The organism is Gemmiger gallinarum (assembly GCF_014982805.1).
GTDB classification, from domain to species: Bacteria; Bacillota; Clostridia; order Oscillospirales; family Ruminococcaceae; genus Gemmiger; species Gemmiger gallinarum.
Genome location: NZ_JADCKC010000002.1, coordinates 383,967 through 407,311, shown reverse-complemented (window position 1 = coordinate 407,311; position 23,345 = coordinate 383,967). Strand labels below are relative to the sequence as shown.

At 64.8% G+C, this 23,345-nt stretch carries 21 protein-coding genes; 13 read left to right on the top strand and 8 right to left on the bottom strand.

Annotated features, from left to right (window positions below):
• The first annotated feature begins 1 nt into the window (after position 1).
• The 8 genes from INF35_RS07480 (at position 2) to INF35_RS07445 (ending at position 6,580) form a co-directional block, all read left to right on the top strand.
• Positions 2-175: a hypothetical protein gene (locus INF35_RS07480; protein WP_193501115.1), complete on the top strand. Its 174-nt coding sequence runs from the start codon at positions 2-4 to the stop codon at positions 173-175.
• Positions 168-1,160, top strand: coding sequence for a hypothetical protein (locus tag INF35_RS07475; protein ID WP_193501113.1), 993 nt, complete (start codon positions 168-170; stop codon positions 1,158-1,160). Before INF35_RS07480 ends, INF35_RS07475 begins: the two co-directional genes overlap by 8 nt.
• A 56-nt stretch (positions 1,161-1,216) precedes the next feature.
• On the top strand, positions 1,217-2,287 hold the full coding sequence (locus INF35_RS07470) for a hypothetical protein (RefSeq protein WP_193501111.1): 1,071 nt from the start codon (positions 1,217-1,219) through the stop codon (positions 2,285-2,287).
• A gap of 2 nt (positions 2,288-2,289) precedes the next feature.
• Complete coding sequence (locus INF35_RS07465; protein ID WP_193501109.1) at positions 2,290-2,781, top strand: phage holin family protein; 492 nt, start codon at positions 2,290-2,292, stop codon at positions 2,779-2,781.
• 134 nt (positions 2,782-2,915) lie between these two features.
• Positions 2,916-3,065, top strand: a complete 150-nt coding sequence (scfA, locus tag INF35_RS07460; RefSeq protein WP_193501107.1) for a six-cysteine ranthipeptide SCIFF — start codon at positions 2,916-2,918, stop codon at positions 3,063-3,065.
• A gap of 83 nt (positions 3,066-3,148) precedes the next feature.
• Entirely contained in the window at positions 3,149-4,609 is a 1,461-nt protein-coding gene (gene scfB / locus INF35_RS07455) for a thioether cross-link-forming SCIFF peptide maturase (RefSeq protein WP_193501105.1), read from the top strand.
• A 163-nt stretch (positions 4,610-4,772) separates the two neighbouring features.
• Positions 4,773-5,633 (top strand): transketolase, encoded by an 861-nt coding sequence (locus INF35_RS07450; RefSeq protein WP_193501103.1) that lies wholly within the window; start codon positions 4,773-4,775, stop codon positions 5,631-5,633.
• The gene (locus INF35_RS07445; RefSeq protein WP_193501101.1) at positions 5,633-6,580 is read left to right on the top strand and encodes a transketolase family protein; all 948 of its coding nucleotides are present in this window, start codon (positions 5,633-5,635) and stop codon (positions 6,578-6,580) included. The genes INF35_RS07450 and INF35_RS07445 overlap by 1 nt, the downstream gene beginning before the upstream one ends.
• A 135-nt stretch (positions 6,581-6,715) precedes the next feature.
• Here INF35_RS07445 and INF35_RS14030 read toward each other — a convergent pair whose 3' ends face one another.
• From INF35_RS14030 to INF35_RS07410, 7 genes are read right to left on the bottom strand one after another with little or no spacing between them, the layout of a single operon-like run.
• Positions 6,716-8,170 (bottom strand): aminotransferase class I/II-fold pyridoxal phosphate-dependent enzyme, encoded by a 1,455-nt coding sequence (locus INF35_RS14030; protein WP_193501099.1) that lies wholly within the window; start codon positions 8,168-8,170, stop codon positions 6,716-6,718.
• Between the two features lie 20 nt (positions 8,171-8,190).
• Positions 8,191-8,754, bottom strand: coding sequence for a prolyl-tRNA synthetase associated domain-containing protein (locus tag INF35_RS07435; RefSeq protein ID WP_193501097.1), 564 nt, complete (start codon positions 8,752-8,754; stop codon positions 8,191-8,193).
• A gap of 41 nt (positions 8,755-8,795) precedes the next feature.
• Positions 8,796-11,606 carry an AAA family ATPase gene (locus tag INF35_RS13965; protein WP_193501095.1) on the bottom strand — a complete coding sequence of 937 codons (2,811 nt, stop codon included), beginning with the start codon at positions 11,604-11,606 and terminating at the stop codon, positions 8,796-8,798.
• Positions 11,594-12,742 carry an exonuclease SbcCD subunit D gene (locus tag INF35_RS07425; protein WP_193501093.1) on the bottom strand — a complete coding sequence of 383 codons (1,149 nt, stop codon included), beginning with the start codon at positions 12,740-12,742 and terminating at the stop codon, positions 11,594-11,596. Before INF35_RS07425 ends, INF35_RS13965 begins: the two co-directional genes overlap by 13 nt.
• 57 nt (positions 12,743-12,799) lie before the next feature.
• Positions 12,800-13,297 carry a GNAT family N-acetyltransferase gene (locus INF35_RS07420; protein ID WP_193501091.1) on the bottom strand — a complete coding sequence of 166 codons (498 nt, stop codon included), beginning with the start codon at positions 13,295-13,297 and terminating at the stop codon, positions 12,800-12,802.
• Between the two features lie 44 nt (positions 13,298-13,341).
• On the bottom strand, positions 13,342-13,686 hold the full coding sequence (locus tag INF35_RS07415) for a NusG domain II-containing protein (RefSeq protein ID WP_193501089.1): 345 nt from the start codon (positions 13,684-13,686) through the stop codon (positions 13,342-13,344).
• 29 nt (positions 13,687-13,715) lie between these two features.
• Positions 13,716-14,615 (bottom strand): ribonuclease Z, encoded by a 900-nt coding sequence (locus tag INF35_RS07410; RefSeq protein WP_193501087.1) that lies wholly within the window; start codon positions 14,613-14,615, stop codon positions 13,716-13,718.
• Between the two features lie 241 nt (positions 14,616-14,856).
• Here INF35_RS07410 and INF35_RS07405 point away from each other — a divergent pair, with 241 nt between their 5' ends.
• The gene (locus INF35_RS07405) at positions 14,857-16,161 is read left to right on the top strand and encodes an Ig-like domain-containing protein (RefSeq protein ID WP_193501085.1); all 1,305 of its coding nucleotides are present in this window, start codon (positions 14,857-14,859) and stop codon (positions 16,159-16,161) included.
• 94 nt (positions 16,162-16,255) lie between these two features.
• On the opposite strand, the gene INF35_RS07400 is transcribed toward INF35_RS07405, so the two are convergent.
• Positions 16,256-17,131: a helix-turn-helix domain-containing protein gene (locus INF35_RS07400; protein ID WP_235983156.1), complete on the bottom strand. Its 876-nt coding sequence runs from the start codon at positions 17,129-17,131 to the stop codon at positions 16,256-16,258.
• Between the two features lie 281 nt (positions 17,132-17,412).
• On the opposite strand from INF35_RS07400, the gene INF35_RS07395 reads away from it, so the two are divergent.
• The 4 genes from INF35_RS07395 to INF35_RS07380 all read left to right on the top strand — a co-directional run bounded on the left by INF35_RS07395 (position 17,413) and on the right by INF35_RS07380 (position 23,121).
• A complete protein-coding gene (locus tag INF35_RS07395) occupies positions 17,413-19,023 on the top strand; it encodes a mannitol dehydrogenase family protein (protein ID WP_193501083.1) in 1,611 nt (536 codons plus the stop codon).
• A 47-nt stretch (positions 19,024-19,070) separates the two neighbouring features.
• Complete coding sequence (gene uxuA / locus INF35_RS07390; protein WP_193501082.1) at positions 19,071-20,171, top strand: mannonate dehydratase; 1,101 nt, start codon at positions 19,071-19,073, stop codon at positions 20,169-20,171.
• Positions 20,172-20,303: 132 nt separating this feature from the next.
• Positions 20,304-21,473, top strand: coding sequence for a M20/M25/M40 family metallo-hydrolase (locus INF35_RS07385; RefSeq protein WP_193501081.1), 1,170 nt, complete (start codon positions 20,304-20,306; stop codon positions 21,471-21,473).
• A gap of 238 nt (positions 21,474-21,711) precedes the next feature.
• Positions 21,712-23,121, top strand: a complete 1,410-nt coding sequence (locus tag INF35_RS07380) for a hypothetical protein (protein WP_193501080.1) — start codon at positions 21,712-21,714, stop codon at positions 23,119-23,121.
• Positions 23,122-23,345 lie beyond the last annotated feature (224 nt).

Below are 23,345 nucleotides of genomic sequence, written 5' to 3'. Positions count from 1 at the left end.
AATGGACGCAGGACGCGCGGTGGAAGCCTTTGAACAGCAGGTGGTGGAGGCCATCAACGCAAGCGGGCTGCACCCGGTGGTGGTGCGGCTGGTCCTTTTGAACCTGGTTCATGTGGTGGAGGACAAGGAGCGGGAACTGGCCAGACAGGCAGAACAGGAGGAGACCGGTGGCTGAGACAACCTATTACGACAGTCCCATGACGGGGGCGGAACTGGATGAGGCCTTTGCGGGGCTGGCCGGGATGGAACAGACCGCGGCTCAGGTGGCCCAAAACGCTGAGACCGCCCGGCAGTACGGGCAGATCGTGGCGGACAACGCCCAGGGGATCGAGCAAATCAGCGAAAACCTGGAGGAGATCCTTTCGGCGGCGGACAATGCCCGGGCGGCGGCCCAGAGTGCCGGACAGGCGGCAGTGAGCGAAAGCAATGCAGATACCTGTGCCCGGCAGGCAAATGCCAGCGCGGCGGAGGCGGCGGAGGCAGCCCGGCAGGCCCAGCAGATCGCCCAGGGCGCGCTGGGGTGGTATGCCACGGAAGAGGCCCTTCGGAGTGTCCATCCCACCGGCGAAAACGGCCAGTGGGCAATCATCGGCTCGACGGATACCATCTGGACCTGGGACGGCGATACCGCAGCCTGGGTCGATACCGGGGATCAGGTGGACCTGTCCGACTACTACACCAAAATCCAGGCGGATTCTGCGTTTGCGCCGAAGTCCCATGCCAGTACCCTGGCCACCTATGGGACGGGCAGCAGTGCTGTTTACGGGCACGTCAAACTGTCCGATACGCCCGGCACGTCGGGGGTATCCGACGGCACGGCCGCAACGCCCAAATGCGTGCAGGATGCCGTCGCATCTCTCAGTACCACTAAAATTGTTCTGCTGTGGACAAATTCAAGTCCGTCGTCCACCTTTCCCGCCAAAAAGGTGTCGCTGAGTCTGTCGGGGTATCATGCCGTACTGGTGCTGGGATGGTCTTATTCCGCCGAGGCGGTGTGCTCCAGCATCCTGGTGCCGGTGGGCAGCAAAGGGGTGATTACCCTTGTGGGAACCGGAACGGCATACCGGAATTTTTCCACCAGCAGCAGCGGCGTCACATTTGAAGCGGCATCCGTGGAAAACACGGCGACGCCGTACAAAATTTACGGAATCAAGCTGTGAGTCCAGAGAGCTGTCGGACTGGTTTGGACAAAACAGGAAATTCAGGAGGAAGCGCAATGTACCAAAAAGCGTATATGCCCGCCGTTGGCGAAAACGGCGGAGTACATAGAGTCAGCGGCTACCGCATGGGCTACGCGGTGGACGGGGTGACGCCCAGCACCGGCAAGGGCCAGCATGGCGGCCGCCTGCCCATCGATGTGGGCGGCAAAGATACCGGTAAATCCAAGGTGTACGCCGGCAATGATATGACCGCCCTGGCCTGCGGCAGCTCGGCGCAGGGCGTCTGGTTTTTTGCAAGCACCGAGCCGCTCCTGCTTGTTTCCGGCGAGATCTGTTATATCCTGCTGGAATGCATCCACATGACGGCCGCCGACCGGTCGGCTCTGGGCCTGGCTGCGGGCAAGACCATCCCGGCGGGGGGCTGGATGTATTCCGAGGGCACCGCGGGCGGGGCATCCACCCACCTGCACATCGACTTCGGCCGGGCGCAGGACAAGCCCAAAGCGGGCAAGTGTCCCTGGCACAGCATCGGGGGCGGCAGCTATGCCCCGGATGATAACTACCCCATCAACCGGGCTTTGCACATTCCCGCCGGCATGACGGTTTACGGCGGCACCGAGCTGGGCAGCGGCAACGTGCGGGACAACGCCGGTTACATCTGGCACCGGGACACCGGCGAGCAGCCCGTGGGCGAGATCCGCATTGGCGACAGCAACTACATGAGGCGCACCGGCCCCGGTACCGAGTATGCCTTGGTGGACTGGGGCGAGCATTCCGCCGACGACTGCAAGGCCCTGGCCGGGCGGCTCTATGCCGTCTATGAGGTGTCGGACGGCTGGCTTCGCATCACCCAGCGTGGCGTGGGCGGTGCCGCTGGCCAGTGGATCAGCGCCGAGGCCGGCGCTGTCAAACACTATGAGGAGGAAAGCATGGAAAACAATCTGCAGAAGCTGTGCATCGTGGATGCATCCGACAATATTCTGGCATCGGCCAGGGAGAAGGGCCTTCCGGTGGAGCAGCGCACCTGCTGGCTCATCGGTCCGGCGTCCAGCGGCGACGCCATGGACCTGTGGATGCAAGCACAGGCGGAAGGCCGTCCCTACTTTGCCAGTACTACGGAGGTGTGATGATGGACAAAGACAATGTGTTTCTCTGGATCAAGGCGGCGGTGGCGGGGCTGTGCGGCGCATTCACCGCGGCCTTTGGCTGGCTGGGGTGGCTGGTGGTCGCCTGGGTGGTGTGCATGGCCATCGACTGGATCAGCGGCAGCGCGGCGGCTGCGGCAAAAGGGGAGTGGTCCAGTGCTGTTGCCCGGGCGGGCATCTGGCACAAAGGCGGCATGATCCTGGTGGTGCTGGTCGCTGCGGTGGTGGATAACGTTCTGGCCCTGGCAGTGCCCCATTTGCCCGGGCTGAATATCTCCTACACCTCGCTGGTGCTGCCGGTGATTCTGGTCTGGTACATTTTCACGGAGCTTGGCTCCATTGCCGAGAATGCCGCCGACATGGGGGCGCCGGTACCGGCAGGGCTGGTCAGGCTGTTGGCGGCAGGCAAACGGGCGGCGGAGCATCCGGCGGGAAGCGGGGAGGACGACTCCGACTCCGGTACCCCCGAGGTCTGACCGGGGAGCAAACCATCGCCGCGGCGGGCGGACTGTGCCCGCTGCAGTGCCTCAGACGGCGCCCCAAGCCTTGACAACCGGCAGGGCGGCGTGTAAAATGAAGGTAACTTTGATACTAAGGGGTGACTGTTTGTATGAAACACATTCTTTCTCTCGATACCCGTGACATGGCGAAGAGCGTTGAGAACGGCGGCTGCGGCGAGTGCCAGACCTCCTGCCAGAGCGCCTGCAAGACCAGCTGCGGCATTGCCAACCAGCCCTGCGAAAAGGCTGAGAACAACTGATTTCGCCTGCGGCCCAATGACCCACCGCCGGGATGCATTGCATTCCGGCCATTTTTTTGCGCGCTGCGCCCAAGGAGTTTTCTATGATCCATCAATACAAGCTTGGCGGCTACAACATTGTGGTAGACGTGTACAGCGGCAGTGTCCATGCGGTGGACGAGCTTGCCTATGACGCCATCGCCCTCATCGACGCCGGGCATCCCCGCGCCGAGGCCGAAGACCTGCTGGCAAAGAAATATGCCGGGCATCCCGAAGTGTCCGCTGCCGACATCTCCGACTGCTTTGACGACATCGATGAGCTGACGGCTGCCGGAAAGCTTTTCGCCCCCGATGCCTACGAGGACAAGGCGTTCGAGTTCAAAAAGCGCAGCACCGTGGTCAAGGCACTGTGCCTGCATGTGGCCCACACCTGCAACCTGAACTGCCATTACTGCTTTGCCGCTCAGGGCAAGTTCCACGGCGAGAGCGGCCTGATGAGCTTTGAGACCGGCAAGCGCGCGCTGGATTTCCTGGTGGAGCATTCGGGCAGCCGTCATAACCTGGAAGTGGACTTCTTCGGCGGCGAACCGCTGATGAACTTTGAAGTCTGCAAACAGCTGGTGGCCTACGCCCGCAGCATCGAAAAGCAGGCGGGCAAGAACTTCCGCTTCACCCTGACCACCAACGGCATCGGCATCACCGACGAGGTCATTGAGTGGGCCAACCGGGAGTGCTACAATGTGGTGCTTTCCCTGGACGGCCGCAAGGAGGTCAACGACCGCTTCCGCAAGGACCTGGCGGGCAACGGCAGCTACGACCGCATCGTGCCCAAGTTCCAGAAGCTGGTCAAGGCCCGGGGCGACAAGAACTATTACATGCGGGGCACCTTCACCCATTACAACACCGACTTTACCAACGACCTGTTCCACATGGCGGACGACCTGGGCTTCACCGAGCTGTCCATGGAGCCGGTGGTCAGCGCGGCGGGCAGCCCTGAGGCCCTCACCGAGGCTGACCTGCCTGTCCTCTTTGACCAGTATGAACTGCTGGCCAAGGACATGCTCCGCCGGGAAAAGGCGGGCAAGCCCATCACCTTCTACCACTACATGATCGACCTGGCCCATGGCCCCTGCATCTACAAGCGCATTTCGGGCTGCGGTTCCGGCACCGAGTACATGGCAGTCACCCCCTGGGGTGACCTGTACCCCTGCCATCAGTTTGTGGGCGACCCCGACTACAAGCTGGGCAATGTCTGGGACGGCGTGACCAACACTGCCCTGCGGGATGAGTTCAAGCTCTGCAACGTCTATGCCCGCCCCGACTGCGCCGACTGCTGGGCACGGCTCTACTGCGCCGGCGGCTGCGCCGCCAACGCCCTGCACGCCACCGGCGACATCCACGGCGTTTACGAGTATGGCTGCAAACTGTTCCGCAAGCGCATCGAGTGCGCATTGATGCTGAAAGTGGCCGAGGCCATGGACCCGGAACTGGCGGGGGCGTCCCTGTCGGCAGAGGCGTCGGCGGGCGGACAGGCCTGCAGTGAGGACTGCACAGGCTGTGAGTAAGAACTCTGTGCAGAAGTCCGGCCTTTTTTGTAAAAACATGTTGCGATAGGGCAGTGTTTGCGTGTATAATAAAACCGCGGCGGTGTACGCTGCCGCCAAATATTGTATTTACCGACGGCATTGCCGTCCTGACCCTTGATCCTGGTCATCTGGAGGAAGCGTTATGACAAAAGCTGAAGTGTTGCAGTTGAAAATGACTGCGACCCGCGTGCGGATGGGCATCATTGAAGCAACGCACGGCGCCAAATGCGGACATCCCGGCGGAAGTTTGTCTGCCGCCGATGTGCTGACCTATCTGTATTTCAAGGTTATGAACGTCGACACCGAAAATCCCAAGGACCCCCTGCGGGATCGTTTCGTGCTGTCCAAGGGCCACTGCGCCCCCGCACTGTACGCCACCCTGGCGGAGCGCGGATTTTTCCCCGTGCGCGACCTGCCCACCCTGCGCCATGACGGCAGCTATCTGGAAGGACACCCCAACATGAACACCGTGCCGGGCGTGGATATGTCCACCGGCAGCCTGGGTCAGGGTGTGTCCACTGCCTGCGGCATGGCGCTGGCTGCCAAAATGCAGAAATCCGGCGTCAACGTCTTTACCCTGCTGGGTGACGGCGAGATCGAGGAAGGCCAGTGCTGGGAAGCCTTTATGTTTGCCTCCCACTACAAGCTGGACAACCTCTGCATTATGGTCGATGTCAACGGCCTGCAGATCGACGGCCCCACCGGCAAGGTCATGTCCAGCGAGCCGCTGGACCAGAAGATGGATGCCTTCGGCTTCAATACCATCGTCTGCAACGGCAACTCGGTGTCCGAGCTGGAACAGGCCTTTATCCTGTTCGACCGCGCCCACGGCAGCGGCAAGCCCACCTGCTTTTTGCTGCACACCACCAAGGGCCTGGGCGTCAGCTACATGGAAAACCAGGTGGACTGGCACGGCAAGGCCCCCAATGATGATGAATACACCCAGGCGATGGCCGAGCTGCATCAGGCCTACGACCTGCTGGAGAAGGAGGCACAGCGCTGATGCCGGAAAACAAACTGATTGCTACGCGTGACAGCTATGGCCATGCTCTGGTGGAGCTGGCCGACGCGGGCTGCAACGATCTGGTCGTGCTGGATGCCGACCTGTCCGTCTCCACCAAGACCTGCATGTTCCGGGACGCATACCCCGAGCGGTTCTTTGACTGCGGCATTGCCGAGGCCAACATGATGGGTGTGGCTGCGGGCCTTTCCACCTGCGGCTATGTGCCCTTTGTCTCCAGCTTTGCCATGTTTGCGGCGGGCCGTGCCTATGAGCAGATCCGCAACACCATCGGCTACCCCCACCTCAACGTCAAGATCGCCGCCACCCATGGCGGACTTTCTGTGGGTGAGGACGGTGCCTCCCACCAGTGCTGCGAGGACTTTGCCCTCATGCGCTCCATCCCCGGCATGACTGTCATCTGCCCTGCCGACGATGTGGAAGCCCGCGCCGCCGTCAAGGCTGCTTACCGCCACAACGGTCCCGTCTATCTGCGCCTGGGCCGCCTGGCTGCACCGGTCATCCACGACGAGATGAAGTACAGCTTTGAGATCGGCAAGGGCGAACAGCTCACCGACGGTTTTGACATTGCGGTCATCGCCAACGGCCTTATGGTGGGTGAGACCCTCAAGGCTGCCGCGGTCCTGAAAAAGCAGGGCATCGGTGTGCGGGTCATCAATATGCCTACCATCAAGCCCCTGGATGACGATCTGGTCCTCCGCGCGGCCCACGACTGCAAGCGGGTCATGACGGTGGAGGAGCACAGCGTCATCGGCGGTCTGGGCGAGGCGGTCTGCTCCCTGCTCAGCGAGCAGCTGCCCACCCCCGTGCGCCGCATCGGCGTCAACGACCAGTTCGGCCATTCGGCTCCCGCCTGGGAGGTTCTGGCGGACTTCGGCCTGACTGCCGATCACATCACCGCGGCCATCACCGATTTCATCCAGAAATAACGAACATCAAAACAGGCCCTGCTTCCCGTTGGGGAGGCAGGGCCTGTTTTTTTGCTGCCGCGGGGGGAAAACTTTCCTCCGCAGGCGTTGAAATTGTGGAAAACTTTTTGGATTTTGGCGGGAAGGGACAGAGGGTCACCGGGCCAGAACCAGCAGCCGATGGGGAGGTGTGCCCCCCTTGTGATGGAGAGCGGTGCCCCGGGCAGTCAGAGCGGCGCAGGCGTCCAGCACCCGGCGGGTAATCCGCTCCCCCGGCACAATGAGGGGCACCCCCGGCGGGTAGGCCCAGACAAACTCGGCGGCAATGCGGCCCTCCACCTGGGCCATCTCGCAGGGGGCGGCGGGCATTTCCAGAGCCCGGGCGATGGGGTACACTGCCTCCCCCGGCGGGGGCGGGGCAAGATGGGAGGCGGTCCGGGATGGGACTGTGACGGGGGCGGCGGCGTCGATTTCCAGCAAGGCACATGCCAGCCGGTCCAGGGCGTCGTCGACGTCGCAGGGGCTGGTCATGGCCAGGACCAGATCCCCGCACACCATCTCCAGCTCAAAGCCCCGGTCCCGCAGGGCGTCGGCCAGCTGCGCCCCCGTCAGGCCGGCGCCGCTGCCGTCCAGAAGGAGTTTGCCCGGGTCGTGGGCAAAGCAGGCGGGGTGGTCGGCCAGCCGGTCCGCCCCGTGGCAAAACACCCGCAGCCGGGAAAGCCCGGTCACTGCCCGGTCAAAGCGGCTCAAGTGCTCTGCCCAGGCGGCGAACCATTCCTCCCCATGGGCGGCCAGCAGGCCGGTGCAGCCGTCCAGCGACGCCATGAGGGGGTAGGAGGGGGAGCTGGTCTCGAAGATTTCCAGCTGCCGGGCAATTTTATCTGCCAGGGCCGGGCCGTACACCCCGCCCAGATGGAGCAGCGCCGTCTGGGTCAGGCTGGGCAGCGTCTTGTGGGGGCTCTGGATGACCACATCCGCCCCCGCCGCCAGTGCCCCGCCCCGCCAGCCATAGGCTTCCGCAAAGGGCAGGTAATGAGCGCCGTGGGCCTCGTCCACCAGCAGGGGAACGCCGTGGGCATGGCAGAGGGCGGCCAGGGCGGCAATGTCGCTTAAAACCCCCTCATAGGTGGGGCTGGTGAGGATGACGCACCGGGCTTCGGGGCAGGCGTTCAGGGCGGCGGCCAGGCCGTCGGGGGCCACGCTGCCGTGGATGCCGAAGGCCTCGTCCGGCCGGGGCATGACCCACCGGGCATGGAGGCCGCCCAGCTCCAGAGCATGGAACACTGATTTATGGCAGTTGCGGGCGGCGATCACTGTGCTGCCCGCGGGGGCCAGAGCCCGGATGCCCGCCAGCAGGCCGCAGGTGGCCCCGTTGATGAGGTAGAAGGTGCGGGCAGCGCCCCACAGGGCGGCGGTGCGGGCCATGGCGTCGGCCAGAATGCCCTCGGCCTCGTGGAGGTCGTCGGAACCGGGGACTTCGGTAAAGTCCCAGGCGGCGGGCAGGCCGGGGGCGGGCTCCACCCGGCGCTTGTGCCCCGGCATGTGCAGGGGGTAGCGGGTCTTTGCCAGGGCGATGAGCCGGGTTTCAAGAATATGGGTGTCCTGGGGCATGGTGTCTCTCCTGAAAGGGGTCAGCCCTGGGGCGCGGCGGCGTCGGGCAGGGTGACGAAGGTGGGCTCGTGGCCCAGGGCGGGCAGAATTTTGTGGAGCAGGTCGTCGGTGGACAGCCGCAGGCTGGAGGTGTTCTCGCAGGGGTGGCAGCCGAAAAAGGCACCCTTGCGCACATCTTCATCGATGAGCAGGCGGACCCGGCGGTCGGGGTCGTTCATCAGGGCCAGCACGCTGACGCTGCCGGGATGCACGTCCAGAAGTTCCGCCATTTTGTCGGCACTGCCGAAGCTCAGGCGGGCGATGCCCAGCTGATGGGACAGATCCTTGGTGTGGAACACCTTGCCCCCGGGGATCATGAGCAGATAAAAGGCGGTCTGCTGCCGGTTGCAGAGAAACAGATTCTTGCAGATGGTGGCGCCAAGCACCCGGTCAATGTCGGCGCAGACCTCCATGGTGTCGGCGGCGGGGTGGTCCACCCGCTCATAAGAAATGGCCAGACGGTCGAGAAAATCATAGCAGCGCACTTCTCGCGCGCTGCGGGCAAGGCACTCTTCCGCCGAAGGACGGCCGGAAACAAGCTGCATGGGAAACTCCCTCCTTGTGATTGTGTGAAAGGGGAAAAGGCTCAGTCCAGCACCAGACGGGCGGTGCTGCCGGCACGGGTCTTTTCCACCAGAATCTGCCGGGTCAGACGGTTCTGCAGCGCCTCCACATGGCTGATGACGCCGATGAGTTTGTCGTTGCCCGCCAGGGCGGCCAGGGTGTCCACTGCCTTTTCCAGTGCGTCGGGGTCCAGAGTGCCGAAGCCCTCGTCGATGAAGAGGGTGTCGATGCGCACACCTCCGGCGCTCTGCTGGATGATGTCGCTGATGCCCAAAGCCAGGCTCAGGGCGGCCATAAAGCTCTCGCCGCCCGACAGGCTGGCCACCGGACGGTATTTGCCGGTGTAGGCGTCAAAGACATCCAGGTCCAGGGCGGTCTTGCCCGAGATGGCGTCGCTCTGGCGGCGGCGCAGACGGTACTGGCCGTCGGTCATGCGGGAAAAACGGCGGTTGGCGGCCTCGATGACCTCGTCAAAATAGAAGGCCTGGACGTACTGCTCAAAGGGCAGCTTGATCCGCCCCGCCACGTTGCCGTTGAGGGTGCGGGACAGGCTGTCCAGCACGGCGTGGCGCTGATGGGCGGCATCGGCCCGGCGGCGGGCCACCGCCAGCTGTTTGGCGGCGGTGCGGTTGGCGGTCAGGCGCTGGTCGGCGGTGCGGCGGGCGGTCTCGGCCTGGGCGCGGCGGGCCTTCTGGTCAGCACAGGTCTTTTCCAGGGCGGGCAGGTCGGCGTCGGCACCCCCGGCGTTGGCCAGGGTATCCGTGAGGGCCCGCACCCGCTCGGTGAGGGCGGTCTGCTGTTCCTCGGCCTTGCGGCGGGCCTGAGTGGCGTCCTCCAGTGCCTTGCGCAGGGCGGTGGATCTGGCCTGCAGGTCGGCCTGGGCCTTGCGCAGGGCGTCGGCGTCGGGATAGCGCAGGGCCGCGGCAGCGGTCTGGACTTTGGCCTCGTCGGCGGCACTCTGGGCGGCCCGGGCGGAGGCGTCGGCCTGCAGGGCGGTGATCCGCTGGGCCAGCTGCCGGCGCCGGTCGGCCAGGCCGGTGAGCTGGGCGGAGAGTCTGGCGGCCTGGGCTTTCCGGACGCGGAGGGCTTCCACCTTGGCGGAAAGCTCCTTCAACCCCTTTTGCAGGCTGGCGCGCTGGGCGCTCAGGGCGGCAGAGAGCCCGTCGTCGTCCAGCTGAGCGGCGGGGGGACCGTCATAGCGGTTTTTGCGCCGGGCAAAAAAGGCGTCGGCATCCTTGAGGACTGACTCCCGGGCGGCCCGGGCGGCGGCTGCGGCGCTGCCTGCCTGGGCGGAGGCCTGGGTGGCGGTGCGCTGGCAGCGGGCCAGGGTCTTGGCGGCGGCGTCCACCTCCCCCTCGGTGACGGCGGTGTCGGACAGGTGAGCGGGGGCGGGATGGCTGGTGGAGCCGCAGACGGGGCAGGGAGCGCCCTCCCTCAGGTCCCGGGCCAGCAGTCCGGCCCGCTGGGCGTTGAGGGCCCGCAAAAGCACCGTGTGGCGCCCGGCGGCCTCGTCGGCATCTTTCTGGGCGTCCAGGTAGCGGCTCTGGGCCTTGCGGGCGGCCTCGTCGGCCTCCCGCAGGCCGGGCAGGGCGCCGAGAAGGGCATTGCAGCTCTCCAGCAGGGAGCCCGCCGTCTCGGACTGGGCCTCTATGTGGGCCAGGTCGGCGTCGGGGGTGCCGCAGTCGGCCAGGGCTTTCTCGACGTCGGCCTGGGTCCTGGCCAGATCGGCATCCTGCTGCCGGGCATTGGTCAGGGCCTTGGCGGCGGCGTCAGCCTCCCGGCGGGAGGTATCGGCGGCCTTGCGGGCATCGGCCAGAATCTTGTGGCGGGGAAATTCCTCCGCCAGACCCTGCAGGGAGGCGGCCAGCGTCTCCAGCTCGGGACGGCGGGCCTCGGTGTCGGCCCAGGCCTTCTGCTGTTCCGGCAGGGCGGTTTGCAGGTCGGCCAGGGACTTCCGGGCGGCGGCCAAATCGGCCCGCTGCCCCGCCAGCGCCCGGGCGGATTCCAGGGCGGCGGAGGTCTTTGCAATGTCGGCATCCAGCGCCTCCACCTGGCGGGAGGCCTCCTCGGAAGCCTTCTCGTCGGCGGCAATGAGGGTCTCGGCCAGCTCGGCGGCCCGGGCGGCCTGGTAGGGGTCATGGGCGGACTGGAGCTCGGCCAGGGCGTCGGCCTCGGGCAGGCCGGGGTCGGCGGTCAGGGCGCCCATTTGCAAAAGCACCCCGTCGTCGGCCCGGTTGGCGTCGGCTTCCGCTTCCCGGGCGCGGCGCTGGGCGGCGGCCCCCAGCTGCTGGTAGGACGCCGTGCCGAAAATCTGCCGCAGAATGGCGCTGCGGTCGGCGGAGGGGGCGTTGAGCAGCCGGGTAAAGTCGTTCTGGGCCAGCATGGACACCTGGGCAAACTGCCGGGCGTCGATGCCCAGCAGGTCGGTGATGGCAGCGGTGACCGGACGGGTGCCGGACACCGGGGCATCCGGCTCCCGCAGCAGTTCGGCCTTGGCGGCAGCGGTGGTGGTGCCCTCCCCCCGGGCCTTGCGGCGCTGCTGTTCGGGGGTGCGGTAGACGGTATAGGTGCGGCCCCGGTGCTCAAAGGTCAGCCGGACATAGGTGGTGGCGGAGGGGTCGGCAAAATCGCTGCGCAGCATGTCGGGAGCGCGGTAGGCGCCGGTGACCTCCCCGTAGAGGGCATAGGTCACGGCGTCAAACAGCGCCGTCTTGCCTGCGCCGGTATCGCCGGAAATGAGAAACAGCCCGCCTTGGCCGAACCGGGAAAAATCCAGCTCGGTCTTGGCGGCATAGGGCCCGAAGGCGCACAATTCCAAGGTCAGCGGCCGCATGGGAACACCTCCTCCCGCAGTTCGGCCAGGGCGGCAGCCTCCGCCTCGGTGGGCTCCCGGCCCTGCACCGTCACAAAGAAATCGGAAAACAGCTCGTCAAAGCTGCGGCGGCGCACCTCGGCGGCGGTGTGGGCGGCGTCGTCGGTGGTGCCGTTTCTGGGCTTGTAGTCCAGCTTCATGGCGTTGGGATAGGCCGCCCGCAGCCGGGCCATGGCGTCGGGGATGGGCGTGTCGTCGGTGAGGGTGGCCCAGATGTAATCGTCGGCGTCGCAGACGGCGGCGGGGGCGGTGAGTTTTGCCAATGGCCCTTCCAGATGGCGCATGGCCCGGCGGGGATGCAGCTCGATGAGCTCCACCTCCGCCTGCCCGCTGCCGTCGATGGTGACCAGCGGCACCGACTTTTGGGCGCCGCACTCGTCCAGGGAGTAGCACAGGGGACTGCCCGCATACCGCACGGTGGGGCTGCCCACCGCCTGAGGGCGATGGATGTGGCCCAGAGCGGTATAGCAGAACCCGGCAAAGCGGGCGGCGTCCACCTGCTCCACCGTGCCCACCTCAATGGCACAGCTCTCGCTGCCGGAGACCTCCGGCGCCTTGTGGGAGGCGGTGACAAACTGATGGGCGGCCAGCACCCGGCGGGTACCGTCCCCGGCGGGGGTGCCGCTCAGGGCCGCGGCCACGGCGTCGTCGTAGCAGGTGATGGAGGCGTCCGGCAGATGGTGACGCACGGTGGCGGAGCGCACAAAGGGCAGCAGATAGAACTCCACGGGGCCGTCGTCGTCGGAGAGGACCACGGGGTCCAACTGCCCGGTGTAGCGCCCGGCCAGCCAGACCCCCTGGCGGGCCAGCAGCTGCCCGGCATAGTCCAGCCGCTCGGCGCTGTCGTGGTTGCCCGAGATGGCCAGCACCCGGATGTCCCGCCGGGCCAGCTCGGTGAGAAACCAGTCCAGCAGCAGCACGGCGGCGGCAGGGGGCTGGGGCACGTCGTAGATGTCCCCCGCCGCCACCACTGCCTGCACGCCCCGGGACGCACAGAGATCGACGATCTGTTCCAGGATATACCGCTGGTCTTCCAGCATGTCAAAGCCGTTGACCCGCTTGCCTAAGTGCAGGTCGGCAAGATGCAGAAACCGCATACGCCGCCTCCTTTGCTGACGTGTTGAGATTTTGCGAGGAAGGGAAAAGGGAGGAACTTACCGCCACAGCTTTTCCCAGGTTTTCAGCTCCATGGTCACACCGGGCAGCGCCTCCACGGCCTCCACCCCGGCGGGCCGGAAGCCCCGCTTTTTGCAGAAGGCCTCCGCCTGCAAATCCCGGGCCCAGACCTTCATGAACACCCGGGTGCGGCCGTCGCCCTCGGCCAGGCGCTGGGCGTAGGTCAGCACCCCCCGGCCGATGCCCCGGCCCCGCACGTCCTCGCACAGATACAGCCGGGAAATGCACATGGCCCCCACCGGGGACAGGTCCAGGGCAAAATAGCCCACCTCCCGGCTGCCCAGGTAGATGAGAAAGTAGTTGACGCCGTCCCGGATCTCATCCTCGGTCAGATCCTCGTTCTGGTAGGTCTCGGCCAGCAGAAGGCCGTTCTTGCCCCCCAGCTTGCGGTAGACGCCTGGAAAGATCTCCCGGGCCAGTTCGGCCACACGGGCGATGTAGCGGGCTTTGGTCACCTGTTTGTAGGTCGGATTCATAGGGAAACTCCTTTATGATGGTTGGGTTGAAGGGCGGATGGGAATCATTCCACGGTCACCGATACCTGGGCGGGCATGCAGGCGGCCCAGTCTCCCTCCTGGGAGAGACGGCCGAAGCCCTCGCACAGATGGTCGGGGCAGGGGCTGTTCACAAAGGCGATGGTGCCGTCCCGCACCTGCAGGTGGACGGTGTAGCCGTTGCTTTCCAGGTCATAGTCGGCATCCTTATTGAGGGGCACCTCCATGGTCTGTTGGGGATTGCCGTACTGGATGAGGGCAGTGCGCCCGGTGCCGCCCCGGGTGAAGAAGTAGAGCAGGGCGGCCAGCAGCACCACGACGGCCACAAAGACCAGACTGCCCCGCCGGGTGCCGGAAAAAAGCTTGTGCATCAAAACCTCCTGAGAAAATGCAGGAAGAATCAGTCGGGGTCAAAGTTCAGGGTGAGGGTCTTGCCGTCAAAGCCTGCCTCCGCCCCGGCAAAGAATTGCTGTGCTGCCGCAAGTCCGGGTTCTATGTCGGTGACGGCGGCGCTGTAATGGGTCAGCCACAGCCGCCGCACCCCCGCCTGTGCCGCCAGCCGCCCGGTCTCGGCACAGGTGGCGTGGCCGTAGAGGCGGGCCTTGTCCAGATCGGCGCCGGTAGGATAGGTGGAGTCCATGCAGAGCAGGTCGGCCTCCCGGGCGGCGTCGGTCAGGTCGCCGTAGGGGCGGGTGTCGGTGGCGTAGACCACCCGCAGCCCTCGCCGGGGCGGGCCCAGCACCTGCCGGGGAAGGAAGCCCTCTGCCTCCTGCCCGGCCTGCAGCTGCCGCCACAGCCGGACAGGAATGCCCAGCGCCCGGGCCCGGTCGGGGTCAAAGCGTCCCGCCCGGGGCAGGGTGAAGGCATAGCCGCAGCAGGGCGCCCGGTGGCGCAGAGGAAAGGCGGTGACTGTCCCGCCCAGCACCGGCAGCGGCCCGGCCCTGGATGCGTCCTCGGCCAGGCGGAGCTCAAAGGGGAGCGGCCCCGCCACCGTCAGAAAGGCCCGCACCACCGCCGAAAGCCCCGGCGGTCCGGCCATAAGCACCGGCTCGGTGCGGCCCAGGGCCGCCATGGTCTGCCACAGCCCCGGCAGACCGAAGATGTGGTCCCCGTGGTAGTGGGTCAGCAGGATGGCGTCCACCTTGTACAGGCTGACGCCCCACCGCCGGGCCGCTGTCTGGGTGCCCTCGCCGCAGTCGATGAGGAGGCTGCGCCCGGCCGCCGTCAGGGCAAGGCTGGTCAGCGCCCGGTGGGGCAGAGGCTGGGTGCCGCCGCAGCCCAGCAGGGTGGCTGTGAGCATGGGAAATCTCCTTTCTGCATGGTGGGGAGGGGGCAAAGCCGGAGGGCGCTGCCAAATCCGGAAAAACTGCTTCGTCCTTCTGGTATAGTTCCCTATTATAGCACCGGGATGCCTTTGGGAAAAGTGCAGCCCCGCCCTTGCAAAAATCCGGGCGCAATGCTATGGTATTAGTATCTGTAACTGTAAAAATTTCACGCTGTTACGCGAGAAAAAAGGATGACAAACACAACGGAGGGTAGCAATGATGGCAAGACGACACAAGATGTGCCTTTTGGGGCTTTTGGCGGCGGTGGTATTGATGCTGTGCGGGTGCAGCGCATCCGACCTGCATCTGCCCGAACAGGTGGACCTGTTTGCGGGGGAGAGCTTTCCCCTGGCCTCGGCAGCGGAGTGGAAGGGGGAGGCGGATGCCGCCTCTGCAGCTCTGCTGCTGACGGCGGCGGGGGACAACGGCATCGCCGTCACCTTTGAGAGCGCCGACCCGGGCATTGCCGCGGTGGACAGCCAGGGCATCATCCAGGCCGCCGCCCCCGGCGAGACGACGGTGACAGTGTCCTGTCCGGCCTTCGGGTATGAGGCGCAGGTGGCCGTCACAGTGACCGAGCCCCTGGGCGGGCTGTACATGGAGAGCACCCTGGACCTTCAGCCGGGGCAGACGGGCAGCCTTAACCCCATGCTGCCCGGCGGAGACCTGTCCAACGTGCGGTATACGGCGGCCGACCCGGCGGTGGTGTCGGTGGGGGCCGACGGCGCCGTCACCGCTCTGGCCGAGGGCCTGACCACCATCACCGCCACCGTGGAGGGCAGCTCCCTCACGGCGCAGTGCGAGGTGGTGGTGGGCAGCCCGGTGCAGGGCGTCCAGCTCTCCCGCCCGGCGGCGGAGCTGGACCCGGGACAGACCATGGTGCTGAGCGCCCGGGTCTGGCCGGACAAGGAAGTGACGGTCCATTGGTCCAGCAGTGACCCGTCGGTGGCTGCGGTGGACGAGAACGGCAAGGTCACCGCCCTGCTTCCCGGTAGGGCGGAGATCATGGCGGAGGTGTCCGGCAAGACGGCATCCTGCACCCTGACCGTCACCGGCCCCGCCACAGCCGAAACAGCCACCGGGGAAACCGCCTCCACCCCCGAAAGCGCCACCCCGGAGACGGCCACGCCGGAATCGGCTGCTACCCCGGAAACGGCAGCCACGGGGGAGAGCGCAACACCCGAGTCCGCAGCCGCCCCGGAAGCCGCCACCGCGGAATCCGCCGCGCCGGAGACGGGCACCACCCCGGAAACCGCCCTGCCCGAACCGGCAGCCACAGGCGAAACCGCCTCCCCGGAGGCTGCTTTGCCTGAAAAAGCCACCCCGGAAACGGCCGCCACCCCGGAAACGGCCGCCACCCCGGAAAGTGCCACCCTCGAGAGCGCGGCCACAGCGGAGACCGCCACCTCCGAGACCTCCACACCGGAGTCTGGTACATCAGAAACGGCACCCGGGACGGAGAAGGGCGGCGGATGGCTGGACTGGCTGGGCAATGCTCTGTCCCGGCTGTTCGGCGGCTGAAATCAGGTGCCGGATTCAGAAATGCTTACATAATCAATAAAAACAGTCGAAAATTTCAAAAGAATATGTTACAATAGCAAAAAGGCCTTTGCGGTCAGTAGGAGGGAGTCTCCTTCTGGGACTGAGCGTACTGTCGGGGTGTGATATGGTATTCCGCCCGGAAGGCCCGGTAAAAGTTGGCGTAATCCCCGAAGCCGCAGTACTGGCAGACTTCGCTGGGGGCCACGCCGCTGCCCAAAAGCTGTTTGGCAATCATCAGCCGCTTCTGCAGAATGTAGCGGTGCACCGTGGTGCCCACCTGCCGGTCAAACTTGCGCAGCAGGTGGTATTTGCTGATGAAAAACCGGTCGGCCAAGTCGTCCAGCGTCAGCGACTCGCTGTAGTGGGCATTGATGTACTCCACCACCGCATCCACCACCCGGTCGCAGGTGCAGGCGGGGGGCTGGGCCGAGGCCTCGGTCACTGCCTTGTTCAGAGCCACCAGCAGGGAGACCAGGCAGCCGGTGGCCAGCAGATCGCTGCCGTACTCATCCTGGCTGTGCAGGGTGCCCAGCGTCTCCAGTTGGTGGCGGAAATCGGCGCTGCCCTGGGGCGTGGGACGCAGCAGGTTGCCGTGCCCCGGCTGGGAGGCGTCAAAGCACCGGGTCAGGCTGGTCTTGGCGCTGGAAAGCCCCTCCAGATAGCTGCGGGCCACCCACAGAACAATGCGCTCGTAGGGCTCGGCGTCGGTGGAGATGCGGGCCTGATGCAGTTCCAGCGGGCTGATGAGCATGATGTCCCCCGGCCGTACCTGATAGATACGGTTTTCCACTGTGTAGGCCACCCGGCCCCGCAACAGCAGGTAGATCTCGTAAAAATCGTGGTGGTGGAGGGCGACCTCGTTGAGGTAGGTGCTGCGGTAGCGGTATACCTCAAAATCCGGTGCGATCATCTCCTGCCGGGAAGTAAAATCCTGAAAACTGGCGCCCATCGTTGCAACGTCCTTTCTGTGCCTCTGCCCGGCCGGACCGGCGTGTCCGGCGGCGGGGAGAACATCCTCTATACATATATAGCACGACGCGGCAATTTTTACAAGGTATCAAGCAATCCAGTCAATTTGAATTGTAAAAATAATGGCGTATACTGTGCTTGCAGGGCGAGAAAGAAAAGACCCCCGCCCGGCAAACCGCTTTCTGGTAAAACGGGGCGCAAACCGTCCGGACACTCCGGCGGGGCAGCCCTTTGATAAATTGGATAAGGAGAGATTTTGCCATGAAGATGAATGCTGCATCCCTGCAGGACAAAGCCGGCTGGCAGGCCGTCAACGTTACGCTGCCCGCCTTCGACCACGCTGCCATGACCGCCGCCACCAAGGAACACCCCATCTGGGTCCACTTCGGCGCCGGCAACATTTTCCGCGGCTTTATCGCCGCTCTGCAGCAGAAGCTGCTCAACCAGGGTCTGTCCGACAAGGGCATCATCGCAGCCGATACCTTCGACTACGACATCATCGACAAGATCTACACTCCCTTTGACAACCTGACCATGATGGTCACCCTGAATCCCGACGGCACCACCAGCCGCGAGATCATCGGCTCTGTGGCCGAGGGCCTGCGCGCCAACTCCGCCGATGCGGAGATGATGGCCCGCTTCAAGGAGATCTTCACCGATCCCGGCCTGCAGATGATCTCCTTCACCATCACCGAGAAGGGCTATGCCCTTTACCGTCCCGACGGCAGCCTGATGCCCGTTGTCCAGGCTGACATGGACGAGGGTCCCGCCCATGCCCGTCACGCCATGAGCATGGTCGCCGCCCTGCTGTTCGAGCGTTTCAACGCCGGCAAGTATCCTCTGGCTGTGGTCAGCATGGACAACTGCTCTCACAACGGTGAAAAGCTGCAGTCCAGCGTCATGACCGTCGCCAAGGCCTGGGCCGAGAAGGGCTACGTGGGCCAGGACTTCATCGACTACCTGTCCGATGAGAGCAAGATCAGCTTCCCCTGGTCCATGATCGACAAGATCACCCCGCGCCCCCACAAGATTGTGGAGGAGGCTCTGGCCGCCGACGGCATCGAGGATATGGCTCCCATCGTCACCGGCAAGAACACCTTCATTGCTGCCTTCGTCAACGCGGAGCGTCCCCAGTACCTGGTCATCGAGGACAAGTTCCCCAACGGCCGTCCCGCTCTGGAAAAGGCCGGCGTCTACATGACCGACCGCGACACCGTCAACAAGACCGAGCGCATGAAGGTCACCACCTGCCTCAACCCCCTGCACACCGCCATGAGCGTCTACGGCTGCATGCTGGGCTACACCCTCATCTGCGATGAGATGAAGGACGCCGACATCGTCGCCCTCATCAAGCGCCTGGGCTACCAGGAAGGCCTGCCCGTCGTCGTCGATCCCAAGATCCTCGATCCCAAGGCATTCATCGACGAGGTTGTGGAGCAGCGTCTGCCCAACCCCTTCATGCCCGACGCTCCCCAGCGTATCGCCACCGATACTTCCCAGAAGGTGGGCATCCGCTTCGGCGAGACCATCAAGAGCTACATTGCCACCGGCCGTGACCTGAACAGCCTGGTTTCCATTCCTCTGGCTCTGGCAGGCTGGCTGCGCTACCTGCTGGCTGTGGACGACAATGGCGAAGCCTTTGAAGTTTCCGCCGATCCCCTCAAGGACGACCTGCAGGCCAAGCTGGCCGGCATCGAGGTGGGCAAGCCCGAGACCTACAAGGGCCAGCTCAAGGAGATCCTGTCCAACGCTTCCATCTTCGGCGTCGATCTGACCACCACCCCGCTGGCAGAGAAGGTCGAAAACTACTTTGTGGCAGAGCTGGCCGGCCCCGGCGCCGTCCGCAAGACCCTGCACGACGCACTGCAGTAATTCTTCGCCTGAAAACGGCGTGAGACCAATACAAAGGAGGACAACCTATGCCTATGCAAATGGGATGGCGCTGGTATGGTGAGGGCAACGACCCCATCACCCTCGGCGACATCAAACAGATCCCCGGCGTTTCCACCATCGTCTGGGCCCTGCATGACAAGATGCCCGGCGAAATCTGGGAAGTGGATGAGATCAAGAAGGTCGTGGACCAGATCGAATCCTACGGCTTCAATGCCGATGTGGTCGAGAGTGTCAACGTTCACGACGACATCAAGATCGGCCTGCCCACCCGCGATGCCCTGATCGAGAACTACAAGCAGTGCATCCGCAACCTGTCCAAGTTCGGCGTCAAGGTCATCTGCTACAACTTCATGCCCATCTTTGACTGGACCCGCACCGACCTGTTCCATCCGGTGGGCGACGGCTCCACCGCCCTGTTCTATCAGAAGGACATGATTCAGGACGACTACAAGGCCATGGCCGAGTACATCCTGAACTTCACCGAGAAGTACAACATGACCTTCCCCGGCTGGGAGCCGGAGCGCATGGCCAAGCTGGACGAGCTGTTCAAGGCCTACGCCCCCGTCACCAAGGAGAAGCTGTGGGAGAACCTCAAGTACTTCCTGGAAGCCATCATGCCCACCTGCCGTGAGTGCGACATCAAGATGGCCATCCACATGGACGATCCCCCGTGGGACATCTTCGGCCTGCCCCGCTTGATGGTGGACGAGGCCAGCATCGAGAAGTTCCTGACCATGGTGGACGATCCCTACAACTGCCTGACCCTCTGCTCCGGCAGCCTGAACGCCAACCCGGAAAACAATGTTGCCGAAATCGTCCGCAAGCACTGCGACCGCATTGCCTTTGCCCACATCCGCAACATTCATCACTTCCCCAACGGCGACTTCTCTGAGGCTGCTCACCGCGACTGCTGCGGCGAGACCGGCATCATCGAGATCCTGCGCGCCTACCATGACTGCGGCTTCGAGGGCTATATCCGCCCCGACCACGGCCGTCAGCTGTGGGAGGAAGGCCCCGGCAACTGCCGCCCCGGCTACGGCAAGTACGACCGTGCCCTGGGCATCCAGTATATGCTGGGCGTCTGGGACCTGCTCGACCGTCTGGACGAGGAGAAAAAGCAGAAGTAAAAATTCTGCCTGCTGAAAACTGAGACCGCCCCCGCTCTGTGCCCTGCGCCGGAGCGGGGGCGGTTTTGTCTTGACGGGGACCGCCGCCAGGGCCATAATGGGAACAGACCATACAAAAGGGAGAAAACCGCCATGAACGCCGAGACCAAAGCCCGCATCCAAGCCTATGCCCGGTCCTGCCGGGAGGAGCAGAAGGAGCTGCTCTGCACCCTGGGACAGATCCCTTCCCCCACCGGGGAGGAGGACCGGCGGGCGGTTTTCTGCCGGGACTGGCTGCTGGCCCAGGGAGCTAGGCAGGTCACCATCGACGAGGCCGAAAATGTCATCTGCCCCATCGGGGACGACGGCGCCGGGGACCTGGTGGTCTTTGCCGCCCACACCGACATCGTCTTTCCCGACAAAGACCCCCTGCCCATGGAGGAGCGGGAGGGCAGACTCTACGCCCCCGGCATCGGGGACGACACCGCCAACCTGGTCAACCTGCTGCTGGCGGCCCGGTATCTCATTCAGCACCACATCCCCCTGACCTGCGGCCTGCTCATCGTGGCCAACTCCTGCGAGGAAGGTCTGGGCAACCTGAAGGGCACCAAAGCCCTCTTTGCCAGGTACGGCACACGCATCCGGGCGTTTTACTCCTTTGACCTGTATCTGCCCCTTTGCTGCCATACGGCGGTGGGCTCTTACCGCTACCGGGTGACCTGCAAAACCCGGGGCGGGCATTCCTACGGGGATTTCGGCCGCCCCAGCGCGGTGCGTATCCTCTGCGGGCTGGTGGATGAGCTCTACCGCATCGATCCGCCCACCCGGGCCCGTACCACCTACAACGTAGGACGCATGGAGGGCGGCACCACCGTCAACTCCATCCCCCAGGAGGCGTCCATCCTCTATGAGTTCCGTTCCACCGCCCAGGACTGCCTGGAGGAGATGGAGCAGAAGTTCCGCACCGCCCTCTCCCACTGGCAGGACAGGGGCGGCACCCTGGAGGTGGAACTGCTGGGCATCCGCCCCGGCAACGGCCCCGTGGACCCGGCGGCTCTGGAGGCCCTCACCGCCCGCAGTACTGAGGTTATCCGCACCTTTACCGGCAGGGAGCCGGAGTATACCCCCACCTCCACCGACGGCAACATCCCCCTCTCCCTGGGCATCCCCGCCAACACGGTGGGCACCGTCACCGGCGGACTGGAACACACCCGCCAGGAGTGGATCGACCTGGCCTGCCTGCCCACCGGCCTGAAAGTTGCCCTGGGCCTCATGCTGGGCTACGCGGCGTCAGATACTCCCGACTCCCCGGAAATGACCTGACGCCCATTCGGAAACGCCCCGCCCCGACCTGCTTGCCCCTGCACCCCGCCGCGCCGGGATGACCCCGCACCCTCCCTGACAATCCAACCCGAACCTTCCGCCCGATTGCCCGGCATTTCCCGGGAAACCGGGCGGTTTTTTCATGCTGCGGCAAAATTCCGGGGCGGATTGATACATCTTTGCTGAAATTGCCCGGTACGCTGGAACCATTCCAAAATGAAAAGGAGAGGTTCCCACCATGAAACGCCCCGAAACCCGCCGCAGGGCAGCCCTTGCCCTGCCCGCCCTTCTCATGGCCCTGCTGGTCCCCACCGCCGCCCTGGCCGGGTGCACGCCGGGAGAACCGGCCCCGTCCTCTCCCGCTGCACCGGCGGACACCTCCTCTGCCGGGATGACCCCCGCGGAAGAGGCTCCCCCGGATACCGCCGGAACCACTGTCGACCTTGACTGGACCCCAGTGGCCCCGGCCACCCCGCCGGAAGGAGACTATGCCGATCCGGCGGACTTTGCCCCCCAGGGGGAGGTGGAAGGGCTTGCCGACCGCTCGGGCATCAGCGGATACGGCTCCGACACGGGGTATTACAGCTTCCGGCTGCGGGAGGATGCCTCCGCCAGCCTGTGCTATCTGGACTATGCGTCGGGGCGGGAGATCGTCCTGTGCAGCCAGCCCAACTGCACCCATGACAGCGACGCCTGTCCGGCCTGGTATCCCTTCGACAACGGGCTGCGGGCGGTGCCGGTGGGGGACAGGCTCATCGTTTTGCAGGGCGGCAGTCCCAACTACGTGGACCTGCTGGGGGCGGATGCCACCCCCAAGATTCAGGTCATGAATCCCGACGGCAGCGACCGGCAGGAGGTCTTTGCCTTCCCGGCCGGCAGCTGGGTCAGCACCCTGCCCCGGGGCGGCTTTGCCCGGGATGATGTGTATCTTTATTTCACCATCACCGACCAGAGCGCCGGGGCCAACGCCCGCACCCTCTGCGCCGTGGACGGCGAGGGCAAGGTCTTTGCCCTGTGCGCTCTGCCCGAGGACGAGGAGCGCATCGCAGGCGGGGACGGCCAGTCCCTGATCCTGACCTGCATGCCCGGCTCCTCGAATCTGGAAGGAACGCAGACCTATACCACCCAGGTGCTGCGCCTGGACCTCACCAACCTGCAGGCCACGCCGCTCTTCTCCTACCCGGCGGAGGCGCTGGGAGTCTGCGGGCAGGGGGCCTACTACGTGCTGGACGGCCAGACATTGCCGGGATACAGCCTGACCGACGGCAGCAAACTGTCGGATGTGGCGGTGGACAATCCCGGCGTCCAGACCCTGTACGGCGTCTTTGACGGCAGACTGCTGGCGTCGGGCTATACCCGGGAGGGCGAACCGCTCTGCTATGCTCTGGACGTGGAGACCGGGGAGCGCACCGACCTGCCCTATATCTTCCGTGAGGACGGTACTGTGGCGTTTGGGGAGATCCTGGCCCAGGCAGGGGGCCGCTTTGTCTGTGTGGCCGGCGTGCAGAGCGACGCCGTCACCTACCCGGCCCAAAGCGGAGAGGAACCCATGCGGACCTCCTGGCTGTCCCCTGCCTATACCCTGGTGGACCATGCGGATTTTTGGGCGGGCAGCCCCATGCAGGCCATTCCCCGGCCGGTGGAATGACGGCAGAAATCCATTGATAGACTATCAAAAAGCCCCGGCACATGCAGGTGTGTGCCGGGGCTTTTTGTGCCTTTCCCACCCGGCAAAATGGCAAACCAAACACATGGAATTTGCATAAAACAACTTACGTTAGCTGTGATTAACAACAAAGAACCCACCGCCCTTCCCGGCGTGCTTTGGCAGGTTTGACAAATCTTTGATTAGTGCTTGACAACTACAGTTAG

Bases quoted from the DNA above. Each gene is read 5' to 3' on its own strand.
- INF35_RS07420 (WP_193501091.1), bottom strand. From the start codon at position 13,297: ATGAATCCGACCTACAAACAGGTGACCAAAGCCCGCTACATCGCCCGT.
- INF35_RS07405 (WP_193501085.1), top strand. From the start codon at position 14,857: ATGATGGCAAGACGACACAAGATGTGCCTTTTGGGGCTTTTGGCGGCG.
- INF35_RS07425 (WP_193501093.1), bottom strand. From the start codon at position 12,742: ATGCGGTTTCTGCATCTTGCCGACCTGCACTTAGGCAAGCGGGTCAAC.
- INF35_RS13965 (WP_193501095.1), bottom strand. From the start codon at position 11,606: ATGCGGCCGCTGACCTTGGAATTGTGCGCCTTCGGGCCCTATGCCGCC.
- scfA (WP_193501107.1), top strand. From the start codon at position 2,916: ATGAAACACATTCTTTCTCTCGATACCCGTGACATGGCGAAGAGCGTT.
- INF35_RS14030 (WP_193501099.1), bottom strand. From the start codon at position 8,170: ATGCCCCAGGACACCCATATTCTTGAAACCCGGCTCATCGCCCTGGCA.
- scfB (WP_193501105.1), top strand. From the start codon at position 3,149: ATGATCCATCAATACAAGCTTGGCGGCTACAACATTGTGGTAGACGTG.
- INF35_RS07480 (WP_193501115.1), top strand. From the start codon at position 2: ATGGACGCAGGACGCGCGGTGGAAGCCTTTGAACAGCAGGTGGTGGAG.
- INF35_RS07410 (WP_193501087.1), bottom strand. From the start codon at position 14,615: ATGCTCACAGCCACCCTGCTGGGCTGCGGCGGCACCCAGCCTCTGCCC.
- INF35_RS07400 (WP_235983156.1), bottom strand. From the start codon at position 17,131: ATGGGCGCCAGTTTTCAGGATTTTACTTCCCGGCAGGAGATGATCGCA.
- INF35_RS07435 (WP_193501097.1), bottom strand. From the start codon at position 8,754: ATGCAGCTTGTTTCCGGCCGTCCTTCGGCGGAAGAGTGCCTTGCCCGC.
- INF35_RS07415 (WP_193501089.1), bottom strand. From the start codon at position 13,686: ATGCACAAGCTTTTTTCCGGCACCCGGCGGGGCAGTCTGGTCTTTGTG.
- INF35_RS07395 (WP_193501083.1), top strand. From the start codon at position 17,413: ATGAAGATGAATGCTGCATCCCTGCAGGACAAAGCCGGCTGGCAGGCC.
- INF35_RS07465 (WP_193501109.1), top strand. From the start codon at position 2,290: ATGGACAAAGACAATGTGTTTCTCTGGATCAAGGCGGCGGTGGCGGGG.
- INF35_RS07445 (WP_193501101.1), top strand. From the start codon at position 5,633: ATGCCGGAAAACAAACTGATTGCTACGCGTGACAGCTATGGCCATGCT.
- INF35_RS07470 (WP_193501111.1), top strand. From the start codon at position 1,217: ATGTACCAAAAAGCGTATATGCCCGCCGTTGGCGAAAACGGCGGAGTA.
- INF35_RS07450 (WP_193501103.1), top strand. From the start codon at position 4,773: ATGACAAAAGCTGAAGTGTTGCAGTTGAAAATGACTGCGACCCGCGTG.
- INF35_RS07385 (WP_193501081.1), top strand. From the start codon at position 20,304: ATGAACGCCGAGACCAAAGCCCGCATCCAAGCCTATGCCCGGTCCTGC.
- uxuA (WP_193501082.1), top strand. From the start codon at position 19,071: ATGCCTATGCAAATGGGATGGCGCTGGTATGGTGAGGGCAACGACCCC.
- INF35_RS07380 (WP_193501080.1), top strand. From the start codon at position 21,712: ATGAAACGCCCCGAAACCCGCCGCAGGGCAGCCCTTGCCCTGCCCGCC.